The sequence below is a fragment of the Luteitalea sp. genome, from assembly GCF_022842525.1.
GTDB lineage: Bacteria > Acidobacteriota > Vicinamibacteria > Vicinamibacterales > Vicinamibacteraceae > Luteitalea.
The window spans coordinates 1-24,956 of sequence record NZ_JALHPM010000053.1; the positions used below are offsets into that span (position 1 = coordinate 1).

Here is a 24,956-nt window from a genome sequence, read left to right on the forward strand (position 1 = left end):
CCCCGACGACGCCCGCGCCTGGCACGGCCGCCGCCGCGACGGGGGCGGCGGCGGTGTCGGACACCACCGGCGCGGTCGCCATCGAGAGCACGCCGTCCGGCCTGCCCGTGACCATGGGCGGGCGTCCTCGGGGCGTCACGCCCCTCACCCTCGGACAGATTCGCCCGGGTCGGCATGACGTGCTGGTGGGCGGTCTGGCTCGCCAGGTGGACATCGAGGCCGGCCAGGTCACGACGCTGCGTGTCATCCGCTGACGGGCCGGCCGCGGCGATGCGGCGACGCTTCCTGCGATGGAGCCTGATTGGCGCGCTGATCGCCGCGGTGCTCGCCTACGGCACCGCGATCGTCTGGCTGATGGCCAACGAGGTCGCGCTGGTGTTCGTGCCCACTCGCGCGACACCGGCGGTGTCCGACGCGATGCAGGCCCGGATGGAGCGCGTGCCCCGCGTGACCCGCTCTGGCGCGCCCGGGGTGCTGTGGGTCATGCGCCAGGTCGGCACGCCGCAGGCACCCTGGGTGCTCTACCTGCACGGCAACGCCGCCACCGTCCGTTCGGCGGTCAACATCGAGCGCTACGACCAGTGGCATCGACTCGGCGTGCAGGTGGTGGCCCCGGAGTACCCCGGGTTCGGTGACGTCCCTGGCATCCCGTCGGAAGCGGCACTCGGCGAGGCGGCGCGCGACGCGTGGGACTGGCTGCGTGCGGCAGGGGTGCCCTCGACCTCGATCGCCATCTACGGCTGGTCGCTCGGCTCGGGTGTGGCCACCACCCTCGCGTCCACGGTCGACGAACGCGCCCTGATCCTCGAGGGCGCCTTCACGGGCATCGACGATCGGGCGAGCGAACTGTATCCCTGGCTGCCCATCCGCTGGATGGTCCGCAACCGCTTCGCGTCGAGGGAGCGCATCGCGCACGTGGGCAGTCCGCTGCTGCTCCTCCACGCGACCGACGACACCGTGGTGCCCGTGGCACACGCGCGTGCCCTGCTGGCTGCGGCGTCGGAACCGCGCCGCCTCGTGGAATTGACGGGCGGCCACGTCCACCCGAACCGGGCCGATGCCGCGCGCTACGTCGCAGCCCTGCGGACCTTCCTGGCCGACGTCTTCCCGCCGCCGCTCGCCTCGCCTCAGCCCTGACGCAGGACGGGGCCGCCGAGGCCCGTCGGCTCGACATGGACCAGCACGTCGCTGACGGCGGGCACATCGAGACGGATGCGCTCGCGCACGACCGTCGCGATGGCGTGGCCTTCGTCGACGGAGATCCACCCGTCGACCTCGAGGTGCAGATCGACGTGGTACTGCAGGCCGGTCTTGCGTCCGAGCAGCTTCTCCACACCGCGCACCCCGTCCACGCGGCACGCCGCGCGCCGCACGTCGTCCAGGAGATCGTCGGGCGGCATGGTGTCGATCAGGTCGAGCGACGTGGCGCGGATCACGCCGAGGCCGGCGATGATGACGAAGATGCCCACCAGCATGCCGCCGACGTGGTCGGCCGCTCTGAAGCGGGTCGGGTCGTAGAGCGTGAGGCCGAGGGCGATGATGGCCGCGCTGGACGAGAGCACGTCGACGCTGTCGTTCCAGGCGTCGGCGAGCAGCGCCTGGCTGCCGGTGCGGCGGCTGACGCGCATCTTGGTGGCCATCAGCATGGTCTTGACGGCCAGGGCCACGGCCAGCGGCCACAGCGTGTAGGCGGCGGGGGGCGGGTGCACGCCATGCATGTCGCGGATGGCGTGCAGGGCGATCGCGCCGCCGATGCCGAACAGGGCGACGCCGATGAGCAACCCCGTGAGCGTCTCGGCCCGTCCGTGTCCGTACGGATGGCGGGAGTCGGCCGGGCGAGAGGCGTACCAGAACCCGAACAGGACGGCGAGCGAGGCGACGACATCGGCCGCGAACTCGATGCCCGAGGCCAGCACCGTCAACGACCCGCCGCGCGCGCCCACGACGAGGTTCGACGCCGCGAGCACGGCGTTGACGCCCACGCTGACGGCGGCGACGCGACGGCCCGACTGCAGGCCCTGGGCCTGCGTCACGCTGGACGGGGTGTGGGCCGCGATCACGTCAGAAGAACGCCTTGCCGTGCCAGGTGCGTGCGGCCGGCGCTTCCCAGGCCCCGCCGCGCAGCGCCCCCACGGTCGGCACGGTGTTGTCGAACACCGTGGTGGCCGGCGTCACCGCGCCGCGCGCCGCGGCCTCGGCGAACTCCTCGCGGCTGACGCGCCGCACCGCGTCGGCCTCGCGATAGAAGACCGAGGCGTGGTCGAGGAGGTCGACGCCGAGGCGCTGGCCGAGCCCCTTCATGGTGCGCACCAGCGCATCCACGGAGCATCCCGACACGCCGGCGGTCTCCTGGTCGACGCCGACGAGCAGGAACTGGTCATGGCGCAGGTCGCGGGCGCAGTCGAGCGGGACGCGGTGGGCGTTCCACTCGTCGAGGAAGTCGTCGGCTGCCGCGGTCAGGGCCTCACGCTCCCCGGGAGACAGGGGGCGGGAGGCGGCAAAGACCCAGAGGCGGGCCGAGTCGGGAAGGGCGCTGAAGGGCTGTCGAGGCATGGGTCGTGTCCGGAATCGAAACCGGTTCCACAGTCTACCGGTTGCATGCGGCAGGAAAAGTGTGCAATTCTGCACCTGCCGCCCTTCCAGCCGAGTACCGCATCGAGCCCATCCCCTTTCCCGTTCCGCAAGCATCCGAGTACCCCGTGGTGTGGCGCATCGATCGATGCGTGGGTCACCCGTTGACAGCCAGACGGAGGCCTGGCCAGCCCGTGAGGACGTCGTGAGCGTTCGTTTATTCATTGGAAACCTGCCCTACAGCGCCACCGAAGCTGACCTGCGTGCCCTGTTTTCCGAGGTCGCCGAGCCCTCGCAGGTGGTGCTGCCGACCGACCGTGAAACGGGACGTCCCCGAGGGTTCGCCTTCGTCGACTTCGCCGAGCGCGACCATGCCGAGCAGGTGATCAACCGCTACAACGGCCAGCCGTTCAGCGGTCGCCCGCTCGCCGTCAGCGAAGCCCGTGCCCGCGAGGATCGCCCGGCGGGTCCGCGCCCCGGAGGCTATGGGGGTGGCGGTGGCTACGGTGGTGGCGGCGGCTTCGGCGGAGGAGCCCCTCGCCCATCTGGCGGCTTCGGTGGCCCTCCTGCCGGTGGTGGCTTCGGCGGCCCGCGGCCGGGTGGCCCGCCCCGGCCATTCGCCCCGCGCGACCCCGGCGGTGTGCCGACCGGTCCGGAAACCCGTCGGGCCCGTGGTCCGGCCAAGGGGCCGGTCCGCAAGCAGACCTACGACAAGCCCCGGGGGCCCATCAAGCAGCGTCCTGTCAGCCGTCTGTATGACGACGAGGAAGATCTCGAGGCGACGGTGGAGTTCGACGATCCGGCCGCCAGCCCGGTGGACGCCGCCGACGTCGATGACGACGGCCCGGATGTTCCGGCCAAGGACGACCACACGGACGACGACGAGTGAGCCCACGCCCTGAACGAGGCGCCCGGACCGGCCGAGGCCGGTCCGGACCGCGTCGCCCCCCTGCACGTCCCCAGGCGACGGCACGCAATGCCGAGCTGCTCGCGAAGTTCGAGCCGCTGACGCCCGACATCGAACCCCGACGGTTCACGGACCTGATCAAGGTGCCCGAGCTGTTGATGGGCGTCGAGGATCGTCGCTTCGAGCACACCACCCCCATCCAGAGCGCCGTGTTCGACACGGTGGCGGCCGGCCACGACCTGGTCGCCTGCGCCGAGACCGGCACGGGCAAGACCGCCGCGTTCCTGCTGCCGTTGATGCAGCGTCTCCTGCAGGTCAACGCGGAGCGCGAAGGCTCGGCCCGGATTCTCGTCCTCGCGCCGACGCGCGAACTCGCCGTCCAGATCGAAGACGACGTCCAGGGCTTCGGGTACCACACCTCCATGCGCTGCGCAGCCGTCTTCGGCGGCGTCGGCATGGACGGCCAGGAACAGGCCCTCAAGGCCGGTGTCGATGTGGTCGTGGCCACGCCAGGCCGCCTGATGGACCACCTGCGCGCCGGCATCGCGGCCTTCACCGGCCTCGACGTGCTCGTGCTCGACGAAGCGGACCGGATGCTCGACATGGGCTTCTGGCCCGACGTGAAGTTCATCGTCTCGCAGCTGCCCCCCGGGCGGCCACGCCAGACGCTGCTCTTCTCGGCGACGATGCCCGAGGAGGTGATGGGCTTCGCGCTGGAGATCATGCAGTCGCCTCGCCTGGTGCAACTCGGTATCCGCAATGCGCCGGCGGCCTCGATCACGCACAAGGCCGAATTGCTCGGCCGCCACGAGAAGACCGCCTGGCTGTCGCGCTTCCTGCGCCGTGCGCCGGGACCGACGCTGGTGTTCTCCTCCACCAAGCGTGGCGCCGACCGCCTCGCACGTGACCTGCAGTCGCAGGGGATCCGCGCCGCCGCGCTGCACGCCGACCGCACCCAGGCCGATCGCTTGCGCGCCGTCGAGGGCTTCAAGTCCGGCACGCACCGCGTGCTGGTCGCCACCGACATCGCCGCCCGCGGCCTCGACATCGACGCCATCGAGACGGTCGTCAACTTCGAGGTGCCGTTCAACCGCGAGGCCTACGTGCACCGGGTCGGCCGCGCCGGCCGCGCCGGCTCGACGGGCACCGCCATCACGCTCGTCTCGCCCGACGAGCGGCAGGACATGGAAGAGATCGCCGACGCGTTCGGCCTGGTGCTCTTCGAGGACGCGCACGCGGAACTCGTCGAGGCGGGCGAAGCGGTCGCGAGCACGTCCGAGACGCCGGTCTCCCCCACGCCACCCGACGCCGATCGCCCGAAGCGCACGCGCAGCCGTCGCCCGCGCGTGACGTCGGCCGATGTGCCGGCCTCCAGTGCACCCGCCACACACGCGGACGCACCGGAGACGACCCCGCCAGCGGAGGCATCTGCCGATGCCAGCGAGGGCCCCGCGGAGACGTCCACCGACGAGGCCACGGGAGACGCGGGGCCGAAGCGGCGTCGACGACGGCGCCGGCGCAGCGGTCCGAAGGCCGACGGCACCGGTGACGATGCCTCGGCGACGGACGCGAGCGATGCCGCGCCTGATGCGGCGTCGACGGCGCAGGGCGACGACTCCTAGACTGCCGTGCGCGCTGGTCTGCCCCTCCTCATTGCCCTCCTGCTCCTGATGCCGCTCGAAGGCGCCCAACCGTCGGGCGCCTTCAACGTCGCGCACCGGGGTGCCTCCGCCTACGCGCCGGAACACACGCTGGAGGCGTACCGGCTCGCCCTCGACCAGGGGGCCGACTATGTCGAGCAGGACCTCGGCATCACCCGCGATGGCGTGCTGGTCTGCCTGCACGATCTCAGCCTCGAGCGCACGACCGACGTCGAGTCCGTGTTCCCCGATCGCGTGACCGTGGAGCGCGACGGCACGCGCGAGCGTCGTCGCTGGTACGTCGACGACTTCACGCTCGCCGAGGTGCGCCAGCTCGACGCCGGTCGGTGGTTCGATCCGTCGTTTGCCGGCGCCCGTATCCCGACCTTTCAGGAAGCGATCGACCTGGTCAAGGGCAAGGCCGGGCTGTTTCCCGAGTTGAAGGGCCCGGCGCGGCTGCGGGCCAAAGGGCTGAGCCTCGAAGACGCCGTCGTCGCGGCCCTCGAGCGCAACGGACTGACGAGCGCGACGGTGCGCGGTCGGCCAGCCGTGCTCTTGCAGTCGTTCGAGGCGCAGAGCCTGCAGACGCTCGCGCGGCGACTGCCGGGGATTCCTCGCACGTTCCTCGTGCAGGCTCCTGACGCGGACGGATGGCTGACGCCTGATCGGCTGCGCGAGATGCGGGCGTTCGCCACCGGCGTGGGCCCGGCGCGGGCCCTGGTGGACGCACGTCCCGGCCTGGTCGCCGAGGCGCACGCGGCAGGGCTGACCGTGGTGCCGTGGACGTTCCGCGCCCGACGTGGGGTGACAGACGAGGCGGCGACGGCTGCCGCAGAGATGCGGCGCTTCACCGAGACCTACGGCGTCGACGGCCTGTTCACCGACAACCCGGACCTGTTTCCCCGCTCGCGGCCCTGACCGGCACGGCGATGGCGTGCCGCCCCCGTCGTCAGCGTCGCCGGCGCGGCGGCCGATTGGGCGGGAATGTGGCGCGCAGCCAGAAGAGGACGCGACCGAGTGCCCACGAGACGACCATCAGGGCGATGACCCCGAGCACCAGCACCACGAGGGGTCGACTCATGCCTGCGTGCGCCTCGCCATCGCTCGATATTAGAATGACGGGATTGCCCATGGGCGCGGGACCGTGCCCGCCGCCCCACCCTCAGCGAGGCGCAGACCGCACGTGGAGTATCTGATTCGCCAGTACGGGCTCGAACAGGGCGGCCTCGAGATCGAGTACATCGAGGAGTTCTTCGGCGAGTTCGCGCGTCGGAAGACGGCGGCCGAGATCTCCTCACGCCTGGCCGATCGCGAGCACCTGATCGTGATGGCCGTGGCGGCGCTGCCCGACGATCCGGGCTCGCTGGTGCCGGTCGCCTTCAAGGTCTGCCACGAGTTGTTCCGACAGGAGTCGGATCCGCGCCTGGCCGACCTGGCCGCGCAGCTGGAGGACGTGGTCGAGTTCGACAATCGCCGCATCCTCTACAGCTGGATCGGCGGGACGCGAATCGACTGGCGCGGCCAGGGACAGTTTCGCGCCCTGACCGAAGAGCAGGAAGCGTGGGCCGTGTCGACAGGCTTCGACGAAGTGGTCGTCAAGACGAAGAACCGGCACTACGAGATGCGGGCGACGCTGGCGAACCTGCACTTCAACGTCATCAAGTTCGCGCAGAATCCGATCGAGAACCTCGAGTCGAAGGTGTTCCTGAGCAAGAAGCTCGGGCCGCACGTCCTCGACCTGCATCGCAGCGCCCGGACGCGACTCGAGGATGGCCGGCGCTGAAGCGCCCGTCATGACCGATCCCTGGTCGCCGGACCGGCGGCGGGCGCAGCGACGCAGCGTGCCGTTCCTGCTGCAGGCGCAGATCGACGGCACCGCCGAACCGATGCGCGTCCGTGAGCTCGGCCCCGGCGGCATGGTGGTCCAGACCGGGCGACCGCTCGCCCTGGGCACGCCCGTCCGCGTCCACGTGGGGACGGGCGCCGAGGCCGTTGGTCCTCTCGAGGGCCAGGTCGCGCACAGTCGGGTGCTGCTGGCGGGCCGTGTCGGGGAACCGCCGGACTGCCGCGCCGGCGTCGTCTTCACCCGCGTGGCCCCAGATCAGGCCGCGCATCTCGCGCGGCTGCTCTCCGACATCGATCGGCGACGTGGCCGCCATTCGCAGGACCAGTCATGAACATCGCACGTCTGCATCGCACGGTTGGCGTCAAGGTCGGTCACGTCCAGGTCGGGGGTGGCGCGCCCGTCGTCGTGCAGTCCATGACCAGCACCGACACGGCCGACATCGCCAGCACGGTGACGCAGGTCGCGGCCCTCGCGGCCGCCGGATCGGAGATCGTCCGGGTGACGGTGAACGTCCCCGAGGCCGCCGCCGCGGTGCCCGAGATCAAGCGGCGGCTGCTCGACCAGGGCTGCACCGTGCCGCTGGTCGGCGACTTCCACTACAACGGCCACCTGCTCCTGACCCGCCATCCGGGCTGCGCCGCGGCCCTCGACAAGTACCGGATCAATCCGGGCAACGTCGGCACCGGTGCCCGGCGCGACGAGCAGTTCACGATGATCTGCCAGGTGGCGCGCGAGCACGGCAAGCCGGTGCGCATCGGCGTCAACGGGGGCTCGCTCAATCAGGAACTGGTGATGCAGCGGATGCAGGAGAACACCGACCGGCAGCTCGGGCGGTCCTCCGAGGACATCATCAACGACTGCATGGTGGAGTCGGCGGTGACGTCGACCGAACTGGCGCTCGAGGCCGGCCTGCGCGACGACCAGATCATCATCTCGTGCAAGGTCTCACGCCCGCTGCATCTCATCGACGTGTACCGGAAGCTCGCCCGGGCGACGCGTCAGCCGCTGCACCTCGGGCTCACCGAGGCCGGCATGGGCATCAAGGGCCTGGTGTGGTCCTCGTCGGCGATGGGCGTGCTGCTGCACGAGGGGATCGGCGACACGATTCGGGTGTCGTTGACGCCGCGGCCCAATGGCGACCGATGCGAAGAGGTGTATGCCGCCTGCGAGCTGTTGCAGGCGCTCGGCCTGCGGGCCTTCAGTCCCAGCGTGACGGCCTGCCCGGGCTGCGGGCGCACCACCAGCAGCACCTTTCAGGAACTCGCCGAACGCATTCAGGGGTACATCCGCGATCGCATGCCGACCTGGAAGCTCGAGTACGAGGGCGTCGAGACGATGACGCTGGCCGTGATGGGGTGTGTGGTGAACGGCCCGGGAGAATCCAAGGCCGCCAACATCGGCATCTCGCTGCCCGGCACCGGCGAGGCGCCCAACTGCCCGGTGTTCATCGACGGCCGCCACGCCATGACGTTGCGCGGTACGTACGAAGAGCTGTCGGAGCAGTTCCAGCGGCTCGTCGAAGACTACGTGGCCTCGCACTACCCACGCCGGGCGTCGGTGCCTACGCCTTCCGCCTGAGGCGAGCCTGCGCGAACGACCGGATGCTGAAGCCCAGATAGACGAGCAGGATCACCGCCATGCTGGCGCGGGCCACGACGGCGGGGCGGCGTCCCACGCCCTCGCCGGCGAGCATCGCGGGCACCTGCAGCAGCGCGGACGCCGTCCCCATGACGCCAACCAGCGCGACCAGCGCGGCCACGTGCATGGCATGCGGCCGCCACCCGGGCGAGCGCACCGCGACCGCCCCGCAGAGGACCAGGACGGCACCGATGATCGAGGGAATGAAGGCGGTCAGGCTCACGCCCCCCGACGTCACGTAGCTGACCGCGCCGAAGATGACGAGCAGGAGGCCGACGCGCACGGTGAAGCTGGGCATGGGCCGATGCTAGCAGACCGCGCGCCCCTCCCTGCGCGCGACGTCAGCCGCGCGTGACCGCTCGCCGGCTCACGGCAGCGGCATCGCGAGACTGTTGGTGCCGGCGGCCCAGGGCGTCGACGGGGTGCTCGAATAGGAGGCGCGCTCGACGACCAGTGCGGCCGTCGTGGTCACGCCTTCGACCAGGACGCTGAACCGTGTGCCGCGAGCCTCCGGGAAGGTGCTGGCCACGTCCATCGAGTAGCGGCCGTTGGCCGTGACCGTGTCCTGCACCGTGCGCACCACGCCAGCCTCACCGAGCAGCGTGAAGTTGACCTTGGCCGCCGCGGTGCCGGTGTTGGCCACCAGGACGTATGTGCTCGCCTCGCCCGCGCCGCCGGACTCGCCGTCGGCGACCAGCCACCGCGCCGCCGTCGTCGTCACGCCACGGTTGTTGTGCGACTCCACCCACTCGCCGGCCGGGTCGGCACGCCACCACATCGAGCGCTCCACGACGACCGGCGTCGGGGTGAGACTCTCGACGATGACCGAGACCTCCGCGGCGGCGAGTTCAGGCGCTTCCTGATCCACCCAGATCGTCAGGCGGCTTCGCGGCGCGGCCGTGTGCGTGCGGACGATGGGAGCCCTGCCGGCCCTGAGGTAGCTGACGCGGAGGGTGGCCGGCGCGGCGTTGGGGTTGGCGATCAGCACGAACTCGTCGAACGTGCCGCCGGTGGCGCCCTCGGCCAGGAACCAGCGCAAGGCCGGTGCGTCGATGGCCGCGCTGTTGTGGCCGGCGCTGAACAACTCGTTGCCGTTGTTGCGATACATCGAGCGCTCCACCACGACGGGCACGTCGTTGAGCGACGTGATGGTGGCCGACATCTCGGCCGACTCGAGCGCGGGGGCGTCGCGGTTCACCCAGATGTTCGTCCGCGACAGCGGCGCGACCGGATGGATGCGCTCGATGATCTCGCCGGTGGAGAGCAGGTACTGGACCTTCACCTCGGCCGTCGTCGTCCCCGGATTCTGCAGCAGGTAGAAGGTGTTGAAACCACCGATGGTCGCGCCCTCGGCCAGGACCCACGAGGTGCGCGGGGCCGTGACGCCGGTCTCGCTGTGCGAGCCGTAGGTCGCGCCGCCGCCGGCCCATGTCATGGTGCGCTCGACGCCGATGACGCGCGGCGCCTCGAACTTGGTGGCAAACGCCTCGCTGGCCAGCGCGGGACGGTTGGTCTCGTCGATGGTCGCCCGCGACCTGGCCGGCACGGTGAGCGCCATGGTGGTCGGTGTGCCCAGGGTGTCGGTGAAGGTCACCGTCACCGGCATGGCCTCGTCGTGCGGGTTGGCGAGCGCGAAACGCGTCTGGAAGAAGGTGCCGGCCGCACCTTCGGCGAAGTAGCGGACGAATGGCGCGTTCGGATCCTGATACGTGTAGGCGCCCTCCGCGCTGGTGGCGAGTCCGTCGCCATTTCGCACGGCGATGTCCACCGGACCGGCGCCTCGCGCGGGGACGCGGACGGTGATCATGTCGGCGGCACGGGTGATGACGCTGGCGCCCGCCCCACCGAACGAGACCGTGGCATTGAGGAAGCCGCTGCCGAGAATCGTGACGAGGTTGCTGCCCGCCATCGGGCCCGATGCCGGCAGCACCTGCGTGACGGCCGGCCCGCCGTCGACATAGGTGTAGGCGCTGGTCTTCGACGCCGACTGCGAATCGGGATTGGTCACCGTGAAACCGACGACGGCCGGCACATGCGCCGGCATGCGCACGACGAGACGGTTGGCGGTGACCGACACGACCCTGGCCTGCAGGCTGTTCACCGAGACGCTGGCGCCAGGCTGGAAGTTCGTGCCGTTGATCGTCACATCCGTGCTGCCGCTGGCCGGCCCGCGCAGCGGCGATGAGGTGGAGATGGTCGGTGCAGGCGCGCGATACGTGAACGCCGCCGGCACCTGGACGCCGTAGCCATCGGTGTTGAGGACCGTCAGCGACACGAGGCCTGCCGCCTGCGCCGGCGTTCTGGCGATGATGCGCGTCGACGTGAGGCTGGTCACCGTCGCCGCGCCGGTGCCGAAGCGGACGATGGCACCGTTCCTGAAGTTGGTGCCGTTGATCGTGACGCTCAGGCCACCCGCCGTCGAGCCGAGGGCCGGAGAGAACGAGGTGACGGTCGGCTCCGTGGAGGGCGTCGTGTTCTTCACGTACGTGAAGGCCGAGGCTCGTGTCACCGTGCCGCCATCGCTGTTGGTCACGGTGACGGGCACCACGCCGGCGACGGCGACGGGCGTCGTCACGGTGAGGGTGGTGGCCGTGACACTGGAGACGATGGCGGCCACGCCGCCGAAGTCCACGGCCACGCCACTGCGGAAGCCGGTGCCGACGATGGTGACCGCGGTGTTACCGGTGGTCGGTCCGGTGACGGGCGTGAGGCTCGTGATCGTCGGCGGGGTCGGCGGTGGCGTCACGTACGTGAACGCGGCGCCGAGCGTCACGGCGCCGCCGTCGGTGTTCTGGACCGTCACCGAGACGGGGCCGGCGCTGGCGGCCGGCGTCCGAACGGTGATCGCCGAGGTCGTGACGGCGGTCACCGTGCCCGCAACCGCGCCGAAGCGGACGATGGCGCCGGCACGGAAGTCGTCGCCGCTGAGCGTGACCGACGTCCCGCCGGTCGTCGGCCCCGTGGTCGGGCTCACACTCGTGACCACCGGCTCGGAGACCGGCCCGGCCGTCGTCAGGTAGGTGAAGGCGGACGCGCGAGTCGTGGTGCCGCCATCGGGGTTGGTCACGACGACGGCGACGGATCCGACGGCCCCCGGGGGTGTCGTCACCGTGATCCAGGTCTCGTTGACGGCCGTGACGGTGGCCGGCGTACCACCGACCCGGACCGCGGCCCCAGGCGCGAAGTCGGTGCCGGTGATGGTCACCACGGTGCCCCCCACCGTTGGACCAGTGGCGGGCGTCACGTTGTCGATCGCGGGCTCGGAGATCGGTGCCCCGGGGTCGCCGACCGCGACGACCAGTTCGTTGGAGTAGCTGCTGTGGGCGTTGGCGGTGTTGAACGCGCGGACGGCGAAGTAGTAGGTCCCGTTGGGCAGGCCGACGACCTCGTGGCTCACCGCGCTGGCCGGCAGGGTGACCGAGGTCGTGTACATCCGGGGCGCCGTCCCGTAGACCAGGACATACCCCGCCAGGTCCGGCTCGCTGTTGGCATCCCAGAACAGCCGCACGTTGTCAGCGCGGGCCGCGCCCACCTGCACCAGCAGGAGGAGGACGAGCGCCAGCACGGCGGAACCGAAAGAGCGGGGGCGAGCGCGCCGAACCATGCCCCGGACAAGGGCAACGGCCGTGCCTCATCGCTCCGTCGGCTCGGGTCGCGGAATCCGGCTGAATTTATCGGATTTCCGACAACCGGCTTGTGCCAGATTGCACAAGCGATTACGAAAGCGTCTCGAACGTTACGATTCTCGGAACAAATACAAAGAACGGCCGTGGTGCTCCAGCGTCCAGTGCCGGTCCATGCCGCTCGTCGAAACTGCACGTGAACGTCGGTATTCCGACTCACCCGAGCTGCTGTCGCACGCCTCGCTCGATGGCGTGCGCCCAGGCGACAGGCCCGGACTTCAGGGCAGCGGCACGCCCAGACTGTTGGTGCCGGCCGCCCAGGGGGTCGTGGGAGTGCTGGTGTAGGAAGCCCGCTCGACGACCAGGGCCGCCGCGCCAGTCACGCTCTCGACGAGAACGCTGAACCGCGTGCCCTGCGCTTCGGGGAACGTGGCGGCGACGTCGAGCGAGTAGCGTCCATTGGCCGTCACCGTGTCGTGCACGGTCCGGCTGGTGCCGGCTTCGGTCAGCAGCGTGAACGCGACCTGGGTCTCCGCCGCGGCGGTGTTGGCCACCAGGACGTAGGTGCTGGCCTGGCCCGGCCCTCCCGAGTCGCCGTCGGCCACGAGCCACCGCGCGGCAGCCGTCGTCACGCCGCGGCTGTTGTGCGCCTCGATCCACTCCCCCGCCGGCGTCGCGCGCCACCACATCGAGCGCTCCACCACCACCGGGGTGGCCGTCAGGCTCTCGACGATGACCGAGACCTCGGCGGCGGCCAGCTCCGGAGCCTCCTGATCCACCCAGATGGTCAACCGGCTCTGCCCCTCGGCCGTGTAGGTCTTGACGATGGGCGCCTGGCCGGCGCGGAGGTAGCTCACGCGCAGGGTGGCCCTGGCTGCGCTCGGGTTGGCGATGAGCACGAACTCGTCGAACGTGCCCCCGGTCGCCCCCTCGGCCAGGAACCAGCGCAACGCCGGCGCGTCGACCGCGGCGCTGTTGTGCCCGGCGCTGAACACCTCGCTGCCGTTGTTGCGGTACATCGAGCGCTCGACCACGACCGGCACGTCGTTGAGCGAGGTGATGGTGGCCGACATCTCTGCCGCTGCGAGCGCGGGGTCGTCCTTGTTGACCCAGATGTTGGTGCGCGAAAGCGGGGCCACCGTATGAATCTTCTCGATGCGCTCGCCGGTCGAGAGGAGGTACTGCACCTTCACCTCGGCGGTCAGCGCGGTCGGGTTCTGGAGCAGGTAGAAGGTGTTGAAGCCGCCGATGGTGGCGCCTTCGGCCAGCACCCAGGACGTGCGCGGGGCCGTCACGCCGGTCTCGCTGTGCGCGCCATAGGCCGGCCCGCCGGCCGCCCACGTCATGGTGCGCTCCACCGCGATGACCGCAGGGGCTTCGAACTTGGTGGCGAAGGCCTCGCTGGCCAGCGCCGGACGATTGGTCTCGTCGATGGTCGTGCGCGACGTCGGCGGCAGCGTCACCTGCATCGTTGTAGCCGAGCCCAGCGTGTCGGTGAAGGTCACCGTGACCGGGACCTCCTCGGCGTGAGGGTTCGCCAGCGCGAAGCGCGTCTGGAAGAAGCCCCCCGCGGCGCCCTCGGCGAAGTAGCGGGTGAAGGTCTCGCTGCGGCGCTGATCCTCGAACGTGAAGCTGCCGCGCGCCGAGGCAACCAGACCGGTGGCGATGGTCAGGTCGATGTCCACGACACCGGCGTCGTGCGCGGGCGTTTCCACGGTCACGGTCGTCGGCGTATGCGAGAGGACCCGACCGGCCACGCCGTCGAAGTGCACCGTCGGTGTCTGGCCGATGCGCTGGCCCGTGATGGTGACGACCGTGCCGCCCTCGATGGGCCCGTGGGCCGGCGCGATCCCCGTGATGAGCGGTGCCGCGTCGTCGTAGGTGTACCCGTTGACGGCGGTGGCGGACTGCGCGTCGGTGTTGCGCACGAGCACGGACACGGCGCCGCTGGCATGTGCCGGGGCGATCGCGGTGATCGACGTGGGTGAAAGCGCGGTGATGACCGCCGCCTGTCCGTCGAACGCGACGCTGGCGCCGGCGGCGAAGCCCGTCCCGGAGATGGCCACCGTGTTGCCGCCCTCGGGACCACCGCGGCTCGGCGAGATCGAGGTGATGGTCGGCGGCACGCTGACGTAGGTGAACACGCCGGGCGCCCAGGCCAACTGCGAGTCCGGATTCGTGACGGTGAGCCCCACCAGCGTCGGCGCGTGTGCGGGCATGCGGACGACCACACGGCTGGCGGTGACGGAGATGACCGTGGCGGCCAGGCTGTTGACCGACACGCTGACGCCCGTCTGGAAGTTGGCGCCATTCACGGTGACCTCGGTGCCACCGACGCTCGACCCGCTCGCCGGCGTGACACTGCTCACGACCGGGGCCGCGGCGCGGTAGGTGAACGCCTGCGGCAGCTGCACGCCGTTGCCGTCGGGATTGAGCACGGTGAGGCTGACCACACCCGCGGCCTGGGCCGGCGCGCGCGCGACCAGTCGTGTCGTCGTCACGCTCGACACGGTGGCGGCGATGGCGCCGAAGCGCACGACGACGCCATTCTGGAAGTTGGTGCCGGTGATGGTGACATCGGTGCCACCGCTGGCCGGGCCGACGACAGGTGACACCGTCGTGATGGCCGGGGTCGACGCGGTCGACGCCACGACGACGACCAGCTCGTTGGAGTAGGCGCTGTGCTGGCCGGCGGTGTTGAAGGCGCGGACGGCGAAGTAGTAGGTGCCGCCCCCGAGGTTGGTCACCTCCTGGGTGGCGACGGTCGGGGCGACGGTGAGGGACTGGGAGTACAGTCCGCTGGTCGTGCCCCACACCAGCACGTATCCGGCAAGGTCGGGTTCGCTGTTGGCGTCCCAGGACAGTCGCACGGAACCGGCGATGGCTTGTGAGACCTGCAGGGTGAGCAGGACGCAGGTGGCCAGGATGGCGAGGCGGAGGCGGCTGGCGAAGCCCGAACGGACCATGCCCCCTGCTTGGGCAACGGGTATGCCCTGCCGCGGGTTGGCACGGTTTCGCGTTTATGGGCCAGAAAACCTGTGATTGAGGGCCGTTGGCTTGTGAATCAATTCACAAGGCAATTACATTTTTGGCGCGGTAGATACCAAACATCGACAAACACCACCATGGATAGTAGGTGTGCACTAGCGGCCACCTTGGATAGGGCTACCGGATTGGCGGAAACGGCCGCCTGTGTGCCATGGTGGGAACCTCGGCGCCCGTTTGTCGTACCGCTACTGAGGAGTGTTCCCATGAGACTGCCCACACGTGCTCCGCTGGCAGGTGCCTTGCTCCTGCCCCTGGCGTTGGCCTCCGGCGGCTGCGAAATGATGATCGCCGGCCCGCGTGCCCAGGCGAGCGACCTGTGGGAGAAGACGTATCAGGTGTCTCCGACCGCCAGGCTGGAGATCGAGAACACCAATGGCGCCATCGAGGTGCGGACCCACGAGGCCGCCACCATCGTGGTGAAGGCGAAACGGACCGCTCGCGCCGTCAGCGAGCAGGGCGCCCGCGAGCTGCTCTCGCGCACCACGCTCGAGCAGAGTGCCTCGGCCGATCTCGTCCGCCTCGTGACGCCGCGCAATCAGGGCCTGTCCATGGGCCAACACATCGAGATCCGGTACGAGATCCTTCTCCCCGCCACGCTCGGCCTGACCCTCACCACCGTCAACGGCAAGGTGGCCGTGGATGGCGTGACCGGCGCCGTCTCGCTCGAAACCGTCAACGGCAGCATCGAGGCCCATGAGGTCCGCGGCTTGCGGAAGGCCGAGACCGTCAACGGCAGTATTACCCTCGACCTCGCCGGGCTGCCCAGTCAGGGCGTCCGCGTCGAGACGGTCAACGGCGGCGTCAAGGTGCACATGCCGGCAGCGGTGGCCGCCGACGTCTCGGTGCGCACCGTCAACGGCGGCATCAGCGTGGACGGCTTCGGCACGGTCCAGGACGCCGAGCGCAAGCGCCGGCACTACGAAGGCAAGCTGAATGGCGGCGGCCCGACCCTGCGCGTCGAGACCGTCAACGGTGGCGTCTCGGTCACCGCGTCGGCGGCCACGCCTGCGGCTGCCGGCGAAGTCTCCCAGTAGCCGGATCGGCCGTCGCGATCAGGACCCTGGCCACGGCGTCATACCGGGCCACGCCCTCTCGCACACGGTTCGCCCTGAGAAAGCGGTCGTAGGTCTGCCACGCCACGGCGTGGACCCACGGCCGCTGGTCGGCCAGTCGCGCCGCGATGGCCTGCAGGTCGGCGCGCGGACCGGGTCCGAGGTCGGCAAGCACGGCCTGCTGCACCGGCCGGGGCAAGCCAGCCGCCAGGTGCGGCAGCACCGCCAACGCTCCGCTGTAGCGCAGTGCCGGTCCTCCTGACTGGCACGCCAGCCACGCCACCACGCTCGCGTCAGCCTCGTCGGCGAAGCCGGCCAGATGCGCGTACTCGTGGGCCACGAGCGCTGGCAGTTCGACGGGCAGCACGCGCGAGTTGACCAGAATCTCGAGGCCGAAGGGATTGGTCATCCCGTCGATGCCGCCAGCCCGGAAGTACCCGTCCAGCAGCGTGCGCCGAGGGACGGGAAGGTGCGGCGTCCGCACCACACCCACCGACGGCAGGACCTCCGCCAGCCGCGGCCCGAGGATCGTCGGCATCTCGGCGCGCCCGGGCCACGCCGCGGCGTGCGCCGCGGCATGCCCCGCGTTGAGTTGGGCGACCGTTGCCCTCGCGAACGCCTCACCACGGGCGGCGGTGACCTCGGCCGGCGTCAGGCCGAGCCGCGCTTCGAGCGTCGGCACCTGGTAGTGCCATCCCCACAGCACGAGGAACAGCAGCCAGCCGCCGGCCAGCACGACCAGCAGGCGCACGGTGGTGTGCACCAGCCGCAAGTGCGCCCGACGGGTCCAGAGCCGCCACACCGCCACCCCGACCACTCCGACGAGCAGCGCATCGAGGGCCGCAACCGGCAGGCGCGCCGAGACCCGGGTGACCAAGGGCTGGCCCGAGGCGTACAGCTGCCGCCAGCCGCCGAGCAACGCCAGCGGCACCGGCAGGCTGAACGCTAGCGCGCCGAGGGCGAGGAGTCCGAGGCGGACGACTCGACCGGGTCCTGTCCCGTGATGAGCCGGATGCCGCGCTGATGAGTGACGTAGGCCCATGCCCACTGGATGAGGACCGCGGTCCGGTTGCGGAACCCGGTCAGTTTGAGCACGTGGACGAACAGCCACAGCCACCACGCGAAGACGCCGGAGAACCGCCAGCCGCCGCCGAAATCGGCGATGGCCGCATTGCGGCCGATCGTCGCGAGGTTGCCGAGGTCGTGGTAACGGAAGTCGCGCACCGGCTGGTTGCCGAAGCGACGCAGGATGTTCTCGACGGCGTGTGCCCCCTGCTGCATGGCCACCTGCGCGACCCCTGGCAGCAGTTGGCCATCCTGCTCGAAGTGCGCCAGGTCGCCGATCACGTAGACGTCCGGTCGGTCGGGCACCGTGAGGTCGGGCCGCACGACCACGCGTCCGACTCTGTCCACCTCGACTCCCAACGAGCGCCCCAGCGGAGAGGCGGCCACGCCCGCGGCCCACAGGACCGTCGAGGCCTCGATGCGTTCGCCGTCGGCCAGCGTGACGCCCAGCGCATCGATGCCGGTGACCGGCGAGTGCTTCCGGATGACCACGCCCAGCCGCAGCAGCGCCTGCTCGGCCTTGTCCTGCAGGTCTGGCGGAAACGCGCCGAGAATCCGCGGGCCGGCCTCGACGATGACGACTCGGGCACAACTGGTGTCGATGCTGCGAAAGTCACGGGCCAGCGAGAAGTTCGCCAGTTCCGCAAGGGCGCCGGCCAGCTCGACGCCCGTCGGCCCGCCGCCGACGATCACGAACGTGAGGTGGCGGGTCCGCTCGGCCTGCACGGGCGTGCGCTCCGCCTGTTCGAAGGCGAGCAGCAGATGTCGACGGATGAGGCCCGCGTCCTCGAGCGTCTTCAGCCCGGGCGCATGGGTCTGCCAGGCGTCGTGGCCGAAGTAGGCGTGCGTGGCGCCGGTCGCGATGATCAGGGCGTCGTAGTGCAGCTGGCCGATGTCCAGGTGGAGGACGTGCGCCTCGGCGTCGATGCGCTGGGCCTCGGCCAGCAACACCTGCACGTTCTGCTGGCGTCGCAGGATCCACCTGATCGGCGACGCGATGTCGCCCGGCGACAGCCCCGCGGTCGCGACCTGATACAGCAACGGCTGGAAGACGTGATGATTGCGCCGATCGACGAGGACCACGTCGACATCGGCCCAGCGCAAGGCGCGCGCGGCCTGCAGCCCCCCGAAGCCCCCGCCGACGATGACGATACGGCGGCGTCCAGGCGTGGACGAGACCGCCACATGGGCATCGCCGGCGCGGACCGGCACGCCGGCGATCACGACGGGTCCCTGGTCGGCACGACGCCAGGACCGAGCAGGGCACGACCAGCCCGCCGGCCGGTCAACGCGCCGTCCTTCACCGTCACCACGCCGTTCACCACGACAGCCGTCACTCCCACAGGGTACTGCCGCGGGCGGTCGAACGTCGCGGTATCGCGAATGGTGGCCGGATCGAACACCACGAGATCGGCATACCAGCCCGGCCGCACCTGTCCGCGTTCGCGAATGCCGAACTGTTCGGCCGCCCCCATCGTGAGGCGCCGGACCATCGCCGGCAGCGGGACGAGGCCCTCGTCACGCACGTAACGGCCGAGCACGCGCGGAAACGAACCGAAGCCGCGCGGATGCGGTCGCCCGACGGCGAGTGGTCCCTCTGCCGGCTGCGCCGACGAGTCACTGCCGATGGTGACCCACGGCTGTCGCAGCACCTCGCGCACATCGTCTTCGTGCATGAGCGCGTAGAGGGCGGCCACGGCCCCGTCGTGCTCGATCAGGAGATCGAAGAAGGTGTCCCAGTCGGACCGGCCACGCCGCCGGGCAATCTCGGCCAGCGTCAGCCCGATCACCGACGTGTCACCACCCGCTTTCACGTCGGCGATCGTCACGCCGTCGAAGCCGGCGGCCCGCAGGAAGTTCTCCCAGCCGTCGTGGCCGCGCTCGATGTCGCGCCGGATCCGGGCCCGCATCGCCGGGTCGGCCAGGCGGCGCAGCATCGCCGCGTCGCCGCCGTCGTGCACCCAGTCGGGCAGCGACGCATCCAGACTCGTGCCCGCGACCGGATACGGGTAGGCCGTGGCCGACACGTCGAGTCCGCGAGCCCTGGCCCGCTCCAGGCGGGCGACGATCGCCGGCATGGTCTTCCACCGGGTGCGCGTCGCGATCTTCAGGTGGTAGATGACCACCGGAATCTGCGCCTGCTCGGCGATGGTGATGGCTTCGTCGAGCGCGGTCTCCACCCGGTCGCCCTCGCCGCGGATGTGCGTGACGTAGCGACCCCCGTGAATCGCCGCCGTCTTCGCCAGGACGACGATCTCGTCGGTGCTGGCGTACGACCCGGGCGGGTAGATGAGCGCACTCGACAGGCCGAAGGCCCCCTGCCGCATCGCCGTGTCCAGCCGTCGACGCATCTCCTCGAGTTCCTCGGGGCGCGCCTCGCGTTGCGCCGGACCGATGACATCCACGCGCAACTGGTTGAGCGGCGCCAGCGACCCGACGTTGACGGTGATGCCCCGCGAGGCGAGGCGCTCGAGGAACCCGTTGAAGCCCGACCAGTCGAAGCGCTCGCCGAGTCGTGTCAGCAACGACTGGTCGGCCGATCCCGGCACCCACAGCGCCGGTGTGCTGGCCTCGCCGATCACTTCCGACGTGATGCCCTGCCGGATGTGGCTGGCGCCCGCCCCATCCTCGAGGAGCATCCGCCCCGACTGCCCCTGGGTGTCGATGAAGCCGGGGGCCACGACCTGCCCGTCGGCGTCGAGTGACTCCGTCGTCGTCCTGTCCGAGAGGTCGCCGAGCGCCGTGATGCGATCGCCCTGCACGCCGACGTCGGCCCGCATGGCCGGCGTCCCCGTGCCGTCCAGGACGAGACCCCCACGCACGATCAGATCGAACTCGGGCGGCGATGGCCGACAGCTCGACAACAGCGCGAGCCCCGCCAGCACCGCGACGGTTGCGGAGGCCACGGTGAGCGTACGGGCGCGAGCCGGGGGAATCCCGCGCGTTTTCATCGATTCCGAGCCATCTCGGCGCTGCGGCATGCTGTGCCAGAATACCGGCAGTGCCTGAGAATCCCCGACGACGAAGCGCCACGATGGTGGAAACGGCCTGCCCGCTGGACTGCCCGGATGGCTGCAGCCTCACGGTTGGCGTCGAGGAGGGCCGCGTCGTCACGGTGGACGCTGGTCCGGCCAGCCCGACGACGGGCATGTTCATCTGCGGCAAGGTCCGGCGGTTCACCGACCATCTCTACGGGGATCACCGCCTCCTCTCTCCCGAGATTCGTGACGGGGCCAAGGGACTCGGGAAGTATCGCCGCGCCACCTGGGAAGAGGCGATGTCGCTCATCGCCGCACGCATGGAGAGCGCCCGCGACGAGTTCGGCGGGGAGTCCATCCTTCCCTACTCCTACGGCGGGTCCAACGGCTTCCTGACGCACCTCAGCACCGACGCCGACCTGTGGCGCGCGCTCGGCACGTCGCGCCTCGCGCGCACCGTCTGCGCCGCCCCGACGGGCGTGGCGGCCCAGGCCATGTACGGCAAGATGGCCGGCGTCGCCTACGAGGACTACGCCAGCGCCCGGCTCATCGTCGTGTGGGGCGCGAACCCGTCGGCCTCGGGCATCCACCTCGTGCCGTTCATCAAGCAGGCCCGCGAGGCCGGGGCCACGCTCGTCGTCATCGATCCGCGGGCGACGCCGCTGGCGCGGCAGGCCGACCTGCACCTGCCGATTCGCCCGGGCACCGACCTCGTCCTGGCGCTGGGCATGGCGCGCGAGCTCTTCGCCCGCGACGCCGTCGACCGCGCCTTCCTCGCCACCCACGCCTCGGGCGTCGAGGCCTTCGAGGCGCGGACCGCGCCGTGGACGCTGGATCGCGTCGCCGCCATCACCGGCATCCCGGCGGCGGCGGTGTCGCGCCTGGTCGATCTCTACGCGACCATCCGGCCGTCCGTGGTGCGCTGCGGCTGGGGCCTCGAGCGCAATCGCAACGGCACCGAGGCCGTGATGGCCGTGCTGGCGCTGCCGGCGCTGATCAACGCCTTCGGTGTCCCCGGCGGGGGGTACACGATGAGCAACAGCGGCGCCTTCGGCATCGACGCCGAGCGCTGGCGACAGGTGCCGGAGACGTCCACCCGCGTCATCAACATGAACCGGCTGGGCGAAGTCCTGACGGGCACGCCGGTGCCGCCGGTGAAGGTGCTGTTCGTCTACAACAGCAATGCGCTGGTCACCTCGCCCGACCAGAACCTGATCCAGAAGGGCCTCGAACGCGAGGATCTGTTCACGGTCGTGTTCGACCAGGTCCGCACCGACACGTCACGCTATGCCGACGTGATCCTGCCGGCCACGACCTTCCTCGAGCACTACGACATCGCTCGCGCCTACGGCAACTACGCCGTCCAGCTCGTCAAGCCGGTCATCGAGCCCGTCGGCGAATCGCGCCCGAACGTCGTCGTGTTCAGCGAGCTGGCGGCACGCCTGGGCGTGGGCAGCGAGGAAGACGAGACCGACGTCCTCCTGCGTGTGACCAGCGGCCTGCCCGAGGCCATCGCCACCGGGGTCATGGAGCAGCGCGCCACGCCTCCGGCGGAAGGGGCGCGTCCGGTGCAGATGGTGGACGTGCGGCCGCGCACGCCCGATCAGAAGATCCACCTCTATCCGGAATCGCTGGCCAGGGGCGGCCCGCTCTACAGCTACGAAGCCGATCCCGCGTCGCCGATCTACCCGCTGGCCCTGATCAGCCCGGCGAGCGAGAAGACGATCAGCTCGACGTTCGGGCAGTTGCGGCGGAACATCGCCCGCCTGCAGCTGCACCCGGCTGACGCCGAGGCGCGTGGCATCGAGGAGGGCGACACGGTGCGGGTCTTCAACGCGCTCGGCGACGTGCACTGTCTGGCCCACATCACGGTCAACATCGCCCGTGGCGTGGTCAGCTTGCCGAAGGGCCTGTGGCGACAGAGCACGTTGAACGGCGAGACGTCGAACTCGCTCTCCCCCGCCACGCTCGAGCGCCACTCGGGCGGGGCCTGCTTCAACGACGCGCGCGTCGAAGTGGCGCGCATCGTCGGTGCGGCGTTCGGCGCCGCGGACGTCAGCGTGTTCGTCCCACAGCGCCCCAACGACGTGCACTGAGGCCCCGCGGCCATGGCCGCGCCAGTGCGGCTACCGTGTGATGTCGAAGCTGAGGGTCGCCGTCGCCGGGCGGTAGCAGACGCGGTCGTCACAGGCCTGGTAGCGGATGGTGGCGACCCCTGTCACGGTCCCGCCCGCCGCGACGGTTCGGCGCGCCTCTGGCGTGAGCACGAACGCGTGGGTGACCATGAACGGTGTGAGGTACACCCGGGACGACTCACCCGTGGGCGGAAAGACGTACGTCTCGGCCAGCGGATAGGTGACCTTCCCTGGCGTGACCACGGCCGCCGGCGCGACCTTCACCGTGAACGGCAGGTAGCCAGTGACGTCGGCGGCGTAGATGTGCATCTTCGCCTTCGGCGTGACGCCCAGCTCGACATGACCCCGGCCGTCGGCCCCGAGACCTCCCCCGGCGACCTGCGCCTGCAGATGCAGCGTCTCGACCCTCGCCTTCGGCGCCTCCGCCTCCAGGAAGTCGGGCGTTCTGGTCTGGGCACCGGCCGTGGCCGTCCCGGCCAGCACGGCGAGAGCAATGGTCAACGCACGCGACATGCCTCGATTACAGCATGAGTCGCGCCGTGCGCGGCCCACGACCGCCGGCTGGCGACACTAGGGCGACGACAACCAGGCGATGCCGTACGGCGGCAACGCCACCGAGAGCACGTCGGCGTGCGCCTGGTAGCGGGCACGCGAGAGCAGGTCCCTCCACACGACCGACGGCCCGAGATCCGCGGCCGGCACCTTCACGCGCACGGGGTGATCGGTGACGTTGGTCAGGGCGAGCACCCGCTGCACGCCCTCACGCTCTCTCAGCACGGCGAACACCTGCGGCCCGAGATCGAGGACGGTCTGGGCGGCATTCGGGTGAAACGCCGGCTGCGCCACCCGGCGACGCACGAGGCGACGCATGCCGCGCGCCACCTGCGACACCCAGCAGTCCGGGTCGTCGAGCAGTCGCATCAGCGCGCCTTCATCGAACGTGCGGCGATTGATCGACCGCTTCTCGGCCCCGCCGAGCACGGCGTCGGTGTCGTTCTTCGTCCCGAACAGCGTCGGCAGGTAGATGCCGGGCACGCCGCGCATGGCCAGGGCGATGGCACGAGCCGAGAGGAAGCGCGCCACCTGCAGCGCCTGCGACTCGCCATTGCCCTCGCGATTGAGCGCGCTGTACCAGGTGATGTTGAGCTCGTACGGGCTCTGTGTGCCGTCGCCGTTCGACCGGTAGGAGACGAAGCCGCCGTGCGCGATGGTGCGATCGACGAGCGCGCCGACCTCCGCCTCGGTCAGGATGCCGCGTGCCCCGAGCAGGCCCACGCCATCGTGTGACGACAGGAAGTTGAAGTAGTTGGCCGTGTCCGAGACATGGCTCAGCGAGCGGGCCCAGCGTGCCAGGGCTTCGCAGGAGCCCGTGTGGAACGTGTGGAGCACCAGCGGCGGCAGCGCGAAGTTGTAGACCAGCTGCGCTTCATCGGTGCCGTTGCCGAAGTAGCTGATGTTGTCGGCGTGCGGGACGTTGGTCTCGGTGATCAGGGCGACCTGCGGCGCCGCGACATCGAGGATCGCGCGAAACAGCTTGACCAGCGCATGGGTCTCCGTCAGGTGCGCGCAGCTGGTGCCGAGTTCCCGCCAGATGTAGGTGACGGCATCGAGCCGCACCACGTCGGCGCCGCGTCGGACGTACGCCAGGAGGATCTCGACGACCCGGGTGAGGACCCGCGGGTTGCGGAAGTTCAGGTCCACCTGATCCGGGCTGAAGGTCGTCCAGACGTACCGCATGCCGTTGATGGTACGGAACGGCGTCAGCAGGTCGGACGTGCGCGGACGCAGGATGAGGCGCAGGTAGTCGGCGTCGATGGCGTCCTTCGTGGTGAAGGCGACGAAGAAGTCCTCGTAGCCCGGCCGGCCATTGAGGAAGCGCTGGAACCAGCGACTGCGACTCGACGCGTGGTTGAACACGCCGTCGAACATGAGCCGGAACTCCTTCGCCAGCGAGGCGATGTCCTCCCAGGAGCCGAGGCGCGGGTCCACTTCCTCGTAGTCGATGATCGAGAAGCCGCGGTCGGACGAGTAGGGAAAGAACGGCAGGATGTGCACGGTGTCGATCGACCCGCGCATGAAGCGGCGCAGGAAGCCGGCCAGCACCTGCAGCGGCGCGCGCCCCGGCGACGTCAGCAGGTCGCCGTAGGTGATGAGCACGACGTCACGCTCGGTGAACCGTTCGGCGGCGACGAAGGCCGCATCCTCCGCCACCAGCGCCGGCGGCTTGTGCGCGTGGTAGACGCGCATCAGACGCTCGAGTTCGGGGAACGTCGCGGCGGCCACCTCGTCACCGTACATGGTCGACAGCAACCCGAGCATCCGCTCGCGCTGCGCGGCGGTGAGCGTGAGGAGCGGGCGCGCATAGTCGGGCTCCGGGAGGTGCGCGATCCGTCCGAACGCACGCGTCGACACTGGCGCGGTGGCATCGTTCATACGGCCACCCTAGCACGCGA

Annotated in this window: 21 protein-coding genes; 10 read left to right on the top strand and 11 right to left on the bottom strand. The window is 70.4% G+C overall.

What is annotated here, in order from left to right:
• Together Q0C41_RS12615 and Q0C41_RS12620 are read left to right on the top strand one after the other, a co-directional pair.
• Window positions 1-254, top strand: a 254-nt coding sequence (locus tag Q0C41_RS12615; protein WP_291984134.1) for a PEGA domain-containing protein, incomplete at its 5' end; no start/stop codon positions are given.
• Window positions 241-1,137, top strand: a complete 897-nt coding sequence (locus Q0C41_RS12620) for an alpha/beta fold hydrolase (protein WP_291984135.1) — start codon at window positions 241-243, stop codon at window positions 1,135-1,137. The genes Q0C41_RS12615 and Q0C41_RS12620, both read left to right, overlap by 14 nt.
• Here Q0C41_RS12620 and Q0C41_RS12625 read toward each other — a convergent pair.
• A complete protein-coding gene (locus Q0C41_RS12625) occupies window positions 1,128-2,060 on the bottom strand; it encodes a cation diffusion facilitator family transporter (RefSeq protein ID WP_291984136.1) in 933 nt (310 codons plus the stop codon). The genes Q0C41_RS12620 and Q0C41_RS12625 overlap by 10 nt on opposite strands.
• Window position 2,061: 1 nt before the next feature.
• Entirely contained in the window at window positions 2,062-2,553 is a 492-nt protein-coding gene (locus Q0C41_RS12630) for a hypothetical protein (protein WP_291984137.1), read from the bottom strand.
• A gap of 223 nt (window positions 2,554-2,776) precedes the next feature.
• On the opposite strand from Q0C41_RS12630, the gene Q0C41_RS12635 reads away from it, so the two are divergent.
• Genes Q0C41_RS12635 through Q0C41_RS12645 form a run of 3 tightly spaced genes read left to right on the top strand, consistent with a single transcriptional unit; the run spans window position 2,777 to window position 6,036 of the window.
• Window positions 2,777-3,460, top strand: a complete 684-nt coding sequence (locus Q0C41_RS12635; RefSeq protein WP_291984138.1) for an RNA-binding protein — start codon at window positions 2,777-2,779, stop codon at window positions 3,458-3,460.
• Entirely contained in the window at window positions 3,457-5,100 is a 1,644-nt protein-coding gene (locus tag Q0C41_RS12640) for a DEAD/DEAH box helicase (RefSeq protein WP_291984139.1), read from the top strand. Before Q0C41_RS12635 ends, Q0C41_RS12640 begins: the two co-directional genes overlap by 4 nt.
• Before the next feature lie 6 nt (window positions 5,101-5,106).
• Entirely contained in the window at window positions 5,107-6,036 is a 930-nt protein-coding gene (locus tag Q0C41_RS12645) for a glycerophosphodiester phosphodiesterase family protein (protein WP_291984140.1), read from the top strand.
• 31 nt (window positions 6,037-6,067) lie between these two features.
• On the opposite strand, the gene Q0C41_RS12650 is transcribed toward Q0C41_RS12645, so the two are convergent.
• On the bottom strand, window positions 6,068-6,199 hold the full coding sequence (locus tag Q0C41_RS12650) for a hypothetical protein (protein WP_291984141.1): 132 nt from the start codon (window positions 6,197-6,199) through the stop codon (window positions 6,068-6,070).
• Between the two features lie 102 nt (window positions 6,200-6,301).
• Here Q0C41_RS12650 and Q0C41_RS12655 point away from each other — a divergent pair, with 102 nt between their 5' ends.
• The 3 genes from Q0C41_RS12655 to ispG are packed head-to-tail and all read left to right on the top strand — an operon-like array spanning window position 6,302 to window position 8,542.
• Window positions 6,302-6,901 carry a hypothetical protein gene (locus Q0C41_RS12655; RefSeq protein ID WP_291984142.1) on the top strand — a complete coding sequence of 200 codons (600 nt, stop codon included), beginning with the start codon at window positions 6,302-6,304 and terminating at the stop codon, window positions 6,899-6,901.
• 10 nt (window positions 6,902-6,911) lie between these two features.
• On the top strand, window positions 6,912-7,295 hold the full coding sequence (locus tag Q0C41_RS12660) for a PilZ domain-containing protein (protein WP_291984143.1): 384 nt from the start codon (window positions 6,912-6,914) through the stop codon (window positions 7,293-7,295).
• Complete coding sequence (gene ispG / locus Q0C41_RS12665; protein ID WP_291984144.1) at window positions 7,292-8,542, top strand: flavodoxin-dependent (E)-4-hydroxy-3-methylbut-2-enyl-diphosphate synthase; 1,251 nt, start codon at window positions 7,292-7,294, stop codon at window positions 8,540-8,542. The genes Q0C41_RS12660 and ispG overlap by 4 nt, the downstream gene beginning before the upstream one ends.
• Here ispG and Q0C41_RS12670 read toward each other — a convergent pair.
• The 3 genes from Q0C41_RS12670 to Q0C41_RS12680 all read right to left on the bottom strand — a co-directional run bounded on the left by Q0C41_RS12670 (window position 8,526) and on the right by Q0C41_RS12680 (window position 15,191).
• Window positions 8,526-8,900, bottom strand: coding sequence for a hypothetical protein (locus tag Q0C41_RS12670; RefSeq protein ID WP_291984145.1), 375 nt, complete (start codon window positions 8,898-8,900; stop codon window positions 8,526-8,528). The genes ispG and Q0C41_RS12670 overlap by 17 nt on opposite strands.
• 69 nt (window positions 8,901-8,969) lie before the next feature.
• Window positions 8,970-12,167 (bottom strand): IPT/TIG domain-containing protein, encoded by a 3,198-nt coding sequence (locus Q0C41_RS12675; RefSeq protein WP_291984146.1) that lies wholly within the window; start codon window positions 12,165-12,167, stop codon window positions 8,970-8,972.
• A 336-nt stretch (window positions 12,168-12,503) separates the two neighbouring features.
• Window positions 12,504-15,191: an IPT/TIG domain-containing protein gene (locus tag Q0C41_RS12680; RefSeq protein WP_291984147.1), complete on the bottom strand. Its 2,688-nt coding sequence runs from the start codon at window positions 15,189-15,191 to the stop codon at window positions 12,504-12,506.
• A gap of 285 nt (window positions 15,192-15,476) precedes the next feature.
• On the opposite strand from Q0C41_RS12680, the gene Q0C41_RS12685 reads away from it, so the two are divergent.
• Entirely contained in the window at window positions 15,477-16,307 is an 831-nt protein-coding gene (locus Q0C41_RS12685; RefSeq protein WP_291984148.1) for a DUF4097 family beta strand repeat-containing protein, read from the top strand.
• Here Q0C41_RS12685 and Q0C41_RS12690 read toward each other — a convergent pair.
• From Q0C41_RS12690 to Q0C41_RS12700, 3 genes are read right to left on the bottom strand one after another with little or no spacing between them, the layout of a single operon-like run.
• Window positions 16,258-17,256: a DUF3810 family protein gene (locus Q0C41_RS12690; protein WP_291984149.1), complete on the bottom strand. Its 999-nt coding sequence runs from the start codon at window positions 17,254-17,256 to the stop codon at window positions 16,258-16,260. The genes Q0C41_RS12685 and Q0C41_RS12690 overlap by 50 nt on opposite strands.
• 14 nt (window positions 17,257-17,270) lie before the next feature.
• The gene (locus tag Q0C41_RS12695; protein WP_291984150.1) at window positions 17,271-18,614 is read right to left on the bottom strand and encodes an NAD(P)/FAD-dependent oxidoreductase; all 1,344 of its coding nucleotides are present in this window, start codon (window positions 18,612-18,614) and stop codon (window positions 17,271-17,273) included.
• Window positions 18,611-20,296 carry an amidohydrolase family protein gene (locus Q0C41_RS12700; protein ID WP_291984151.1) on the bottom strand — a complete coding sequence of 562 codons (1,686 nt, stop codon included), beginning with the start codon at window positions 20,294-20,296 and terminating at the stop codon, window positions 18,611-18,613. Before Q0C41_RS12700 ends, Q0C41_RS12695 begins: the two co-directional genes overlap by 4 nt.
• A gap of 95 nt (window positions 20,297-20,391) precedes the next feature.
• Here Q0C41_RS12700 and Q0C41_RS12705 point away from each other — a divergent pair, with 95 nt between their 5' ends.
• The gene (locus tag Q0C41_RS12705) at window positions 20,392-22,464 is read left to right on the top strand and encodes a molybdopterin-dependent oxidoreductase (RefSeq protein WP_291984152.1); all 2,073 of its coding nucleotides are present in this window, start codon (window positions 20,392-20,394) and stop codon (window positions 22,462-22,464) included.
• 30 nt (window positions 22,465-22,494) lie between these two features.
• Here Q0C41_RS12705 and Q0C41_RS12710 read toward each other — a convergent pair whose 3' ends face one another.
• Window positions 22,495-23,016, bottom strand: a complete 522-nt coding sequence (locus Q0C41_RS12710; protein WP_291984153.1) for a protein-disulfide reductase DsbD domain-containing protein — start codon at window positions 23,014-23,016, stop codon at window positions 22,495-22,497.
• Window positions 23,017-23,073: 57 nt separating this feature from the next.
• Entirely contained in the window at window positions 23,074-24,936 is a 1,863-nt protein-coding gene (locus Q0C41_RS12715; protein WP_291984154.1) for an alpha-amylase family glycosyl hydrolase, read from the bottom strand.
• Window positions 24,937-24,956 lie beyond the last annotated feature (20 nt).

Coding starts and splice junctions, on each gene's coding strand:
- Q0C41_RS12630 (WP_291984137.1), bottom strand. CDS start 2,553: ATGCCTCGACAGCCCTTCAGCGCCCTTCCCGACTCGGCCCGCCTCTGG.
- Q0C41_RS12650 (WP_291984141.1), bottom strand. CDS start 6,199: ATGAGTCGACCCCTCGTGGTGCTGGTGCTCGGGGTCATCGCCCTGATG.
- Q0C41_RS12660 (WP_291984143.1), top strand. CDS start 6,912: ATGACCGATCCCTGGTCGCCGGACCGGCGGCGGGCGCAGCGACGCAGC.
- ispG (WP_291984144.1), top strand. CDS start 7,292: ATGAACATCGCACGTCTGCATCGCACGGTTGGCGTCAAGGTCGGTCAC.
- Q0C41_RS12670 (WP_291984145.1), bottom strand. CDS start 8,900: ATGCCCAGCTTCACCGTGCGCGTCGGCCTCCTGCTCGTCATCTTCGGC.
- Q0C41_RS12680 (WP_291984147.1), bottom strand. CDS start 15,191: ATGGTCCGTTCGGGCTTCGCCAGCCGCCTCCGCCTCGCCATCCTGGCC.
- Q0C41_RS12685 (WP_291984148.1), top strand. CDS start 15,477: ATGAGACTGCCCACACGTGCTCCGCTGGCAGGTGCCTTGCTCCTGCCC.
- Q0C41_RS12710 (WP_291984153.1), bottom strand. CDS start 23,016: ATGTCGCGTGCGTTGACCATTGCTCTCGCCGTGCTGGCCGGGACGGCC.
- Q0C41_RS12715 (WP_291984154.1), bottom strand. CDS start 24,936: ATGAACGATGCCACCGCGCCAGTGTCGACGCGTGCGTTCGGACGGATC.